The sequence below is a fragment of the Sphingomonas sp. genome (assembly GCF_042095875.1).
Taxonomy (GTDB): domain Bacteria; phylum Pseudomonadota; class Alphaproteobacteria; order Sphingomonadales; family Sphingomonadaceae; genus Sphingomonas.
The window spans coordinates 1-8115 of the sequence record NZ_JBELMJ010000071.1; the positions used below are offsets into that span (position 1 = coordinate 1).

At 67.0% G+C, this 8115-nt stretch carries 6 protein-coding genes, 1 tRNA gene and 2 pseudogenes; 7 read left to right on the forward strand and 2 right to left on the reverse strand.

The features are described 5' to 3' along the window. Window positions 1–357: pseudogene (locus ACFDS6_RS15945) on the forward strand (ATP-dependent Clp protease ATP-binding subunit ClpX); the annotation flags it as partial. Window positions 358–489: 132 nt separating this feature from the next. After that, the gene (locus ACFDS6_RS15950) at window positions 490–849 is read left to right on the forward strand and encodes a DUF4440 domain-containing protein (protein WP_375273091.1); all 360 of its coding nucleotides are present in this window, start codon (window positions 490–492) and stop codon (window positions 847–849) included. A gap of 36 nt (window positions 850–885) precedes the next feature. Here the strand turns inward: ACFDS6_RS15950 and ACFDS6_RS15955 are convergent, their stop codons facing one another. Together ACFDS6_RS15955 and ACFDS6_RS15960 are read right to left on the reverse strand one after the other, a co-directional pair. Next, on the reverse strand, window positions 886–1161 hold the full coding sequence (locus ACFDS6_RS15955) for a hypothetical protein (protein ID WP_375273092.1): 276 nt from the start codon (window positions 1159–1161) through the stop codon (window positions 886–888). Then, window positions 1158–2867: a M1 family metallopeptidase gene (locus ACFDS6_RS15960; protein WP_375273093.1), complete on the reverse strand. Its 1710-nt coding sequence runs from the start codon at window positions 2865–2867 to the stop codon at window positions 1158–1160. Before ACFDS6_RS15960 ends, ACFDS6_RS15955 begins: the two co-directional genes overlap by 4 nt. Before the next feature lie 551 nt (window positions 2868–3418). On the opposite strand from ACFDS6_RS15960, the gene lon reads away from it, so the two are divergent. The 5 genes and pseudogenes from lon to ACFDS6_RS15985 all read left to right on the forward strand — a co-directional run. Further along, window positions 3419–5815 carry an endopeptidase La gene (gene lon / locus ACFDS6_RS15965; RefSeq protein WP_375273094.1) on the forward strand — a complete coding sequence of 799 codons (2397 nt, stop codon included), beginning with the start codon at window positions 3419–3421 and terminating at the stop codon, window positions 5813–5815. A 218-nt stretch (window positions 5816–6033) separates the two neighbouring features. Beyond that, entirely contained in the window at window positions 6034–6315 is a 282-nt protein-coding gene (locus ACFDS6_RS15970) for an HU family DNA-binding protein (protein WP_375273095.1), read from the forward strand. Window positions 6316–6395: 80 nt separating this feature from the next. Then, window positions 6396–6470, forward strand: a tRNA-Val gene (locus ACFDS6_RS15975). Between the two features lie 109 nt (window positions 6471–6579). Continuing rightward, window positions 6580–7560: an NADP-dependent oxidoreductase gene (locus ACFDS6_RS15980; protein ID WP_375273096.1), complete on the forward strand. Its 981-nt coding sequence runs from the start codon at window positions 6580–6582 to the stop codon at window positions 7558–7560. Window positions 7561–7754: 194 nt separating this feature from the next. After that, window positions 7755–8115: pseudogene (locus ACFDS6_RS15985) on the forward strand (hypothetical protein); the annotation flags it as partial.

The window sequence follows — 8115 nt, forward strand, 5'->3', positions numbered from 1 at the left end:
CGCCTGCCGGTGATCGCGACCTTGGAAGACCTCGACATTCCGGCGCTGGTCAAGATCCTGAGCGAGCCGAAGAACGCGCTGGTCAAGCAGTACCAGAAGCTGTTCGAGATGGAGGACACCAAGCTCGGCTTCACCGACGATGCGCTGACCACGGTCGCCAAGAAGGCGATCGAGCGCAAGACGGGCGCGCGCGGGTTGCGGTCGATCCTGGAGGCGATCCTGCTCGACACGATGTTCGACCTGCCGGGCATGGACTCGATCGACGAGGTGATGATCGACAAGGACGTGGTCGAGGGCCGCAAGGAGCCGATCCGCGTCTATGCCGAGAAGAAAAAGGTGGCGGACGGCGCCGCCTGATTTATCGCTTTGACTCAGTGAAGGGGCGCTGCCGGGTCGTTCGGCAGCGCCCTTTCTCGTTGGTGCGTGTGGCGTCGGCGGAACGAAGCATGGCGCGTGCGATTGTCTTGGCGAACAACGGGAGCATGGTTCGTGGACGACAATCGCGTGTGGAGTTTCGAGGAAAGCCTGTGGACGGCGACGCCCGAGCATTACGAGGAAGCGGTCGACGACGAGTGCCTGATGGTGCTGCCCGAGCCGCCGTTCGTGATGAGCGGGGAGCAGGCGATCGAGGCGGTGAAGAAGACGCCGCGCTGGGACAAGGTGGAGATGAGCGAGCGTCAGGTCGCGCGACCGCAGGAGGGGCTGATCGTCGTCGCCTATCACGTCGAGGCGTCGCGCGGGGACGAGCGTTACGCGGCTTACTGCACCTCGACCTATCGCTGGCTGTCGCACGAGAACTGGCGGGTGGTGCAGCACCAGCAGATGGTGCCGCTGAAATCCAACGGCTGACCGGTCGGGCACCTCGCCGCGGCGAGGTGCCTCTTCTTATTTTTTCCTCGGGCGCAGGCTGGCGGCGAGCATGATGCCGGCAGTCAGTTGGGCGAGCCCGTAGAGGCGGCGGCGGGTCGGTTTGCCGCCGAACGGCGACACCAGGGCGTCGACCGCGGCCACGTCCGATCGCCACAGGTCGACGTGACGGGTCGGCTGGAGCAGGCCGAGCAGGCCGTCTCCGATCATGAACACGGCGGCCATCTCGCCCGCGCGCTTCAGGCCAAGTATCGTGTCGGTGTCGCCGGCGTTGACCGATGGGCGCTCGTTCATTTGCGTGACCTCTGCTGGTTGGACCAAGTGCGGAACGCTTCAACCGCGGGATTGCGCCGCAGCACGCGCGCCTCGGGATCGATGACCAGGTGCGCGCCCGGCGGCAGGTCGACGACGGCGACGCCGTCGGTCATGGCCAAGCGCTGTACCCGGCCGTCGATGCTGACCTCGATCGGCATGGGGAAGACCGTGGTGCCGGGTACTTTCCAGCGTAGTTCGGTGCGATTGCCGGGAAGCGGAGTCGCGGTGAGTTCCGGCAGCGCGGAGTGGCGGAGATAGACGTCGAAGAACCAGTCGTAGTTCGTGCCCGTGACCTGATTGACGATGCGCTGATACTCGGCGGTCGAGCCGTAGCGCGGGCGGAAGTTGCCCGGTATCGGGTCGTCGCGGCCGTAGATCTCCAGCCGCATCGCCTTGAAGAAGGCGGCGTCGCCGATCAGCCAGCGTAGGGTGTGGAGCATCCACGACCCCTTGTAGTAGATGTCGGTGCCCGGCCCGCCGAGCTTGGGTTCGTAGACCTCCTCCTCGGTGAGCACCTTGTCCCGCACGACCGGGTGATCGTTCGCGATCTGGTTGCACTGTGCGTCGAGCATGACGTGGTAACGTGCCTCGCCCTCGCGCCAGCGACCGTAGAGCGGTTGCATGTAGCTGCCGAAGCTCTCGTGGAGCCAGTAATCGTCCCAGTTGGCAGCGGTGAGCTGGTTGCCGAACCATTCGTGGCTGAGTTCGTGGTGGAACAGCCAGTCGAACCCCTCGGGCGCCTTGGCGTATTTGTTGCCGTAGGCGTTGATCGTCTGGTGCTCCATGCCCTTGTGCGGGGTCTCAACCACGCCGAGCTTCTCGTCGCCGAAGGGGTAGGGACCGACGGTCGCCTCGAAGAAGTCGAGCGTCGGGGCGAATTCGCCGAACAGCGCCTCGGCCTTGGCCTTCTCGCCGGGCAGGTACCAGTAGCTCATCGGGATCGTGTTGCCGAAGCGGCTGCGGTAGGTGCCCGTGATCTCCTCGTACGCACCGACGTTCAGAGCGATGGCGTAGGTATTGGGCTGGCGTGCGCGCCAGTTCCAGCGGGTACGGCCATCGGAAAGCTGATCGACGCCGAGCAGGCGCCCGTTCGAGGGCGCCTTCAACCCCGCCGGAACCGTGATGTGGAGGTCGACTTGCCCCGGTTCTCCGGTCGCGAAGTCGAGGCACGGCCAGAACAGGTCGCAGCCGTAACCTTCCGCGGTGGTGGCGAACCAGGTGCGGCCGTCGGGCGTCTTCGACCACACCATGCCGTCGTCCCACGGGGCGTTGACCGCGACGTGCGGGGTGCCGCCGTAGTTGATGCGGGCAATCACCTGCTCGCCAGCGGCGAGCGGGCGCGGCAGCGCGATTGTCAGGCGACCGTCGGGGTTGGTCCAGGCGCTGCGGGCGAGCGGGCGTCCGTCGATGCTGATCGCCGACACGGGCAGGTTGCGGTCCAGGTCGATCAGCAACCTGGTAAGCGGCGCGCGCGCGGTGAAGGTGAGCGTGGCGACACCGGTCAGCGCCTGCCGCACGGGCAGCACCTCGAACGACAGATCGGCGTTGTCGAAGCGGAGCGCGGTCTGCTCGGGCAGCAATGGTCCGCCGGAACGCTGGGTCTGCTCGGTCAGGGGCGGGCTGCCCTTTGGCGGCGGGGCGAGTGCGAGCAGCGGGAGGGCGAGCAGGGCGGCGAGGTGGCGCATGGTAGCCTCTGGATACGGTTGCACGGATGCGAAGTGGAGGAAGTGGAGGTTCGGACGCGGTTTTCTTCGGGCTTACATTTAGGGTGACGGGTGCTCAGGTGTGCGTGAAGGTTGGTGTGGTAAGTGGCTGTACTGACGTAGCATTGTTAGAAGAGGGGCTGGCGTGTTCCTGACCTTCTGTGCGCTTCAGGTGCGACGGAGGGTACGATTGCAGAAATGGCAAGTGGAGGAAGTGGGGGCAGCGGCTCGTGTCAGCGCTACCCACCCCCGGCCCCTCCCTTGCAGGGAGGAGCTTGTTGCGCGTGGGGGCGCGGCGAGAAGTTCGGAAGCGGAGCCGATTGGGTAGGGATGGGCCCTGAAACGAGTTCAGGGCGACGGGTCGCGAGAGGGTGCGGGGCTGGGGGACGAGGGCGTGCATCGCGGGCAGCATGGCATGGCGACCGGTGGTAGGACAGCGCGGGTGGAACGCCGCCGCAACGATTGATGGAAATCGCCGGCGCACCATATAGGATCGCGAACGTCGCCGCTGTTCGGCGACCCCCGGAGTATCCATGACGTCCACTCTTCCCGTCCTGCCGCTTCGCGACATCGTCGTCTTCCCGCACATGATCGTTCCGCTGTTCGTCGGACGCGACAAGTCGGTTGCGGCGCTGGAAGCGGCGATGGCTGCCGACAAGGAGATCTTCCTCGTCGCGCAGCTCGACCCTGCCAATGACGATCCGACGCGCGACGACCTCTACTCGATGGGCGTGACCGCGACCGTGCTGCAATTGCTCAAGCTGCCCGACGGCACCGTGCGCGTGCTGGTCGAGGGCAAGCAGCGCGCGACGTTGGAGGCGCTGAACGAGCGTGACGGCTTCTTCGAGGCGGAGATCGCCGCGGTCGAGAATAAGGCGGTCGAGGGGCCGGACGTCGAGGCGCTGATGCGCTCGGTCGTGAAGCAGTTCGAGGCCTACGCGAAGCTGCACCGCAAGCTGCCGGCGGAGACCGCGGCGCAGCTGGGCGAGATCACCGAGGCGGCGCTGTTGTCCGATTCGATCGCGGGCAACGTGCAGATCAAGGTGGCCGAGAAGCAGTCGCTGCTGATAGAGACCGACCCGGTCAAGCGGCTGGAGATGGCGTTCGCGCTGATGGAGGGCGAGCTGGGCGTCCTGCAGGTCGAGAAGAAGATCAAGAGTCGCGTCAAGCGCCAGATGGAGAAGACGCAGCGCGAATATTATCTCAACGAGCAGTTGAAGGCGATCCAGCGCGAGCTGGGCAACAGCGACGACGAGGGCAACGGCGACGAGATCGCCGAGCTGACGCAGAAGATCGCCGGGCTGAAGCTGTCGAAGGAAGCGCGCACCAAGGCGACGTCCGAGCTCAAGAAGCTGAAGACGATGGCGCCGATGAGCGCCGAGGCGACGGTGGTGCGCAACTACCTGGACGTGCTGCTGGGTCTGCCGTGGGGCAAGCGCAGCAAGATAAAGCGCGACCTAGTGGCGGCCGAGGGCGTGCTCAACGAGGACCATTACGCGCTCGACAAGGTCAAGGACCGCATCCTCGAGTATCTCGCGGTGCAGGCGCGGACCAACAAGCTCAAGGGGCCGATCCTGTGCCTCGTCGGGCCGCCGGGCGTCGGCAAAACCTCGCTGGGCAAGTCGATCGCCAAGGCGACGGGGCGCGAGTTCATCCGCCAGTCGCTGGGCGGGGTGCGCGACGAGGCGGAGATCCGCGGCCACCGGCGCACGTATATCGGCTCGCTGCCGGGCAAGATCGTCACCAACCTGAAGAAGGCGGGGGCGGCGAACCCGCTGTTCCTGCTCGACGAGATCGACAAGCTGGGTCAGGATTTCCGCGGCGATCCGGCGTCGGCGTTGCTCGAGGTGCTCGATCCGGAGCAGAACGCCAAGTTCAACGATCACTACCTCGAGATCGACATCGATCTGTCCGATGTGATGTTCGTGTGCACCGCGAATTCGCTCAACCTGCCGCAGCCGCTGCTCGACCGAATGGAGATCATCCGGCTGGAGGGGTATACCGAGGACGAGAAGGTCGAGATCGCCGAGCGGCACCTGGTTGCCAAGCAGATTGAGGCGCACGGGTTGAAGGACGGCGAGTTCACGCTGACGACCGAAGGGCTGCGTGCGCTGATCCAGCGCTACACCCGCGAGGCGGGGGTGCGTACGCTGGAGCGCGAGATCGCCAAGCTGGCGCGCAAGGCGCTGAGGCAGATCCTGGAAGCCAAGGCGACGAGCGTGACGGTCACGCCCGACAATTTGGCCGACTATGCCGGCGTGCAGAAGTATCGCCACGGTCTGTCCGAGCAGGAGGACCAGATCGGCGCGGTGACCGGGCTCGCCTGGACCGAGGTCGGCGGCGAATTGCTGTCGATCGAGAGCGTGACCGTGCCGGGCAAGGGTCAGGCGAAGGTGACGGGCAAGCTGGGCGACGTGATGAAGGAGTCGGTGCAGGCCGCCTACAGCTTCGTGCAGGCGCGCGCGCCGTCGTTCGGGATTAAGCCGAGCCTGTTCCACCGTAAGGACATCCACATCCACCTGCCCGAGGGCGCGGTGCCGAAGGATGGGCCGTCAGCGGGCATCGGCATGGTGACCGCGATCGTCTCGACACTGACCGGCGTGCCGGTACGCCGCGACGTGGCGATGACGGGCGAGGTGACGCTGCGCGGGCGCGTGCTGCCGATCGGGGGATTGAAGGAGAAGCTGCTCGCCGCGCTGCGTGGCGGGATCACGACCGTGCTGATCCCGCAGGAGAACGAGAAGGACCTGGCCGAAATCCCCGCGAACGTGAAGGCGGGGTTGAAGATCGTGCCGGTCGCGCACGTCGACGAGGTGCTGCGGCTCGCGCTGACGGCGCCGCTGGAGGCGATCGACTGGACCGAGGCGGACGAGCTCGCCGCGCTGCCGCCCGCGCCGATCACGCCGGTGGGCGCGGAGGTGCATCACTGAGCCGCGGATGATTGTTGCGGACGTGTTACGAATGCGGCCGCAACCGTCCGATCGTGGTAGCGCCACAACAGACCGCCGCGCTTCGTCACCGGCGCGCGGCGGTTTCGTTTGACTCGGTTAACGGGTGTCGCCTTACTGGGCGGATGCGGGTTCGCGGTTTGAGCGAATCCGCGCGCCAATTTTTGCCGATCGATTGCGTAAAACGGGGGTTCTCGGGGATGAACAAGCAGGAACTGATCGCGCAGGTCGCGACCACCGCGGGGCTGGGCAAGGCGGAGGCGATGCGCGCCGTTGAGGCGGTGTTCGACTCGATCTCGACCTGCCTCAAGAAGGGCGAGGAAGTGCGGCTGGTCGGGTTCGGCACGTTCGCGGTCAGCAAGCGCAAGGCGTCGACCGGGCGCAACCCGCGCACCGGCGAGCCGATGACGATCGAGGCGAGCACGCAGCCCAAGTTCAAGGCGGGCAAGGTGCTGAAGGATTCGCTGAACGTCGCGAAGTAAGCGACACGCTTATGGGCTGAGCCTTTTAACGCTGGACAGGCGGGCCGTGCTTGCTTAAAGGCGCCGCTCCGACACGGATCGGGCGCGTAGCTCAGCGGTAGAGCACACCCTTCACACGGGTGGGGTCACAGGTTCAATCCCTGTCGCGCCCACCATTTCAGGCCCGCAGCCAGCGATGGCGGCGGGCCTTGTCGTGTCGGCGATGCGGGGATCGGTCCCGGTCGTCGCCCGTTGGCGTGTTCCGACAACCGGAGCACGCACGCCATGACCGACCAGATTATCGCCGACCAGCACCAGCCGCTCGTCCCCAACCGCACGGTGTGGCTCGACTGGTTCGGCGACCTGGACGTGATCGCGCTGTCCGAGCGACCGGTGCCGCAGGCGGTCGACGACGAGGTGCTGGTGCGCGTGGCGGCGGCGAGCATCAATCCGGTCGACTGGAAGATGGCGGAGGGCGAGTTTCCGCCCAAGGGCGAGGATCAGCTGCCCTATGCGCTGGGACGCGACGTCGCGGGGCGGATCGAGGCGCTGGGGACGCGCGCGCACAACATGCTGAGCGTCGGCGACCGCGTGATGGCGTTCATCGACTTCGATCGCGGGGCGCAGGCCGACTACGTGGTGGTGAAGGCGGTCGAGCTGGTGGCGACGCCGGACGAAGTCGACGATGTGACCGCCGCCGCGCTGCCGCTGGCGGCGATGACCGCGTGGCAGGGGCTGTTCGATCACGGGCAGCTGCAGGCGGGGCAGCGCGTGCTGATCCACGGCGCGGCGGGCGGGGTCGGCCACCTGGCGGTGCAGTTTGCCGTCTGGAAGGGCGCGACGGTGTTCGCGACTGCGGGGGAGGGCGACCTCGACTACGTCCGCTCCCTGGGCGTCGAGCGCGCGATCGATTACAAGAACGAGCGGTTCGAGCATCACGCGACCAACCTCGCCCTGGTGTTCGACACGCAGGGCGGGGAAACGCAGGTGCGCTCGTTCGACATGCTGAAGAAGGGCGGCACGCTGGTGTCGACGCTCGATCCAGACGAGGCGAAGGGGCGAGCGATGGGCGTCCGCACCGTGCCGCGCTGGCTCGCCCAGCCGAACGCGGCGCAGCTGGGCGAGATCGCCGGGCTGGTCGCGGTGGGAACGGTGAAGGTGGCGGTCGACCGGACGTTCGCGCTCGACCGCGTGCGCGACGCTTACGCCTATACGCGCGACGAACATCCGCGCGGCAAGGTGGTGCTCACCATGGCGGGCGAGTGAGCGAACGCTGCGGACCTGATCGGCACTCCCCAGGGTTGTCACGGAACCGAAACGCAAACGTCATTCCCGTGTCTCCGAACCTCCATGCCGCTGTCATCCGCGACGCCTAGCGCGGCGTGGAGGCCGGCACGGGGGATCGAGTCGGCTCGGCGCCAACAGCAGGCGCCCGTGATCCACGGTTCGGGGAGTGTTCAATGCAGAACTTCAAGCGCGCTTCGCTCATGCTCATGCTCGGCTGCGCGACCGCCGCGCTGACCGCGTGCGGCGCCGACGACATCGCATCGCCGGGCGAGGGCGTGATCGTGCTGCCGTCGCCGACGCCGGCCCCCGCGCCGTCGCCCACGCCGACGCCCGGCACCGGCACCGGTCTGGTGACGCCCGCGGCGACCTGCCCAACGATTACCGGCCCGAACGCGCTGGCGGACGCGGGCACCGTGACCGGGCCGACCGGCACGTACCGCGCCTGCACGCTGCCCGCGCGCTTCACGGCGACCACCACGCTGCCGCGCGTCGCGGGCGTGGTGTACCGCATGAACGGCCGCGTCGACGTCGGCA

Excerpts from the sequence above, each read along its gene's own strand:
- ACFDS6_RS15955 (WP_375273092.1), bottom strand. The coding sequence starts at position 1,161 with ATGAACGAGCGCCCATCGGTCAACGCCGGCGACACCGACACGATACTT.
- ACFDS6_RS15960 (WP_375273093.1), bottom strand. The coding sequence starts at position 2,867 with ATGCGCCACCTCGCCGCCCTGCTCGCCCTCCCGCTGCTCGCACTCGCC.
- lon (WP_375273094.1), top strand. The coding sequence starts at position 3,419 with ATGACGTCCACTCTTCCCGTCCTGCCGCTTCGCGACATCGTCGTCTTC.
- ACFDS6_RS15970 (WP_375273095.1), top strand. The coding sequence starts at position 6,034 with ATGAACAAGCAGGAACTGATCGCGCAGGTCGCGACCACCGCGGGGCTG.
- ACFDS6_RS15980 (WP_375273096.1), top strand. The coding sequence starts at position 6,580 with ATGACCGACCAGATTATCGCCGACCAGCACCAGCCGCTCGTCCCCAAC.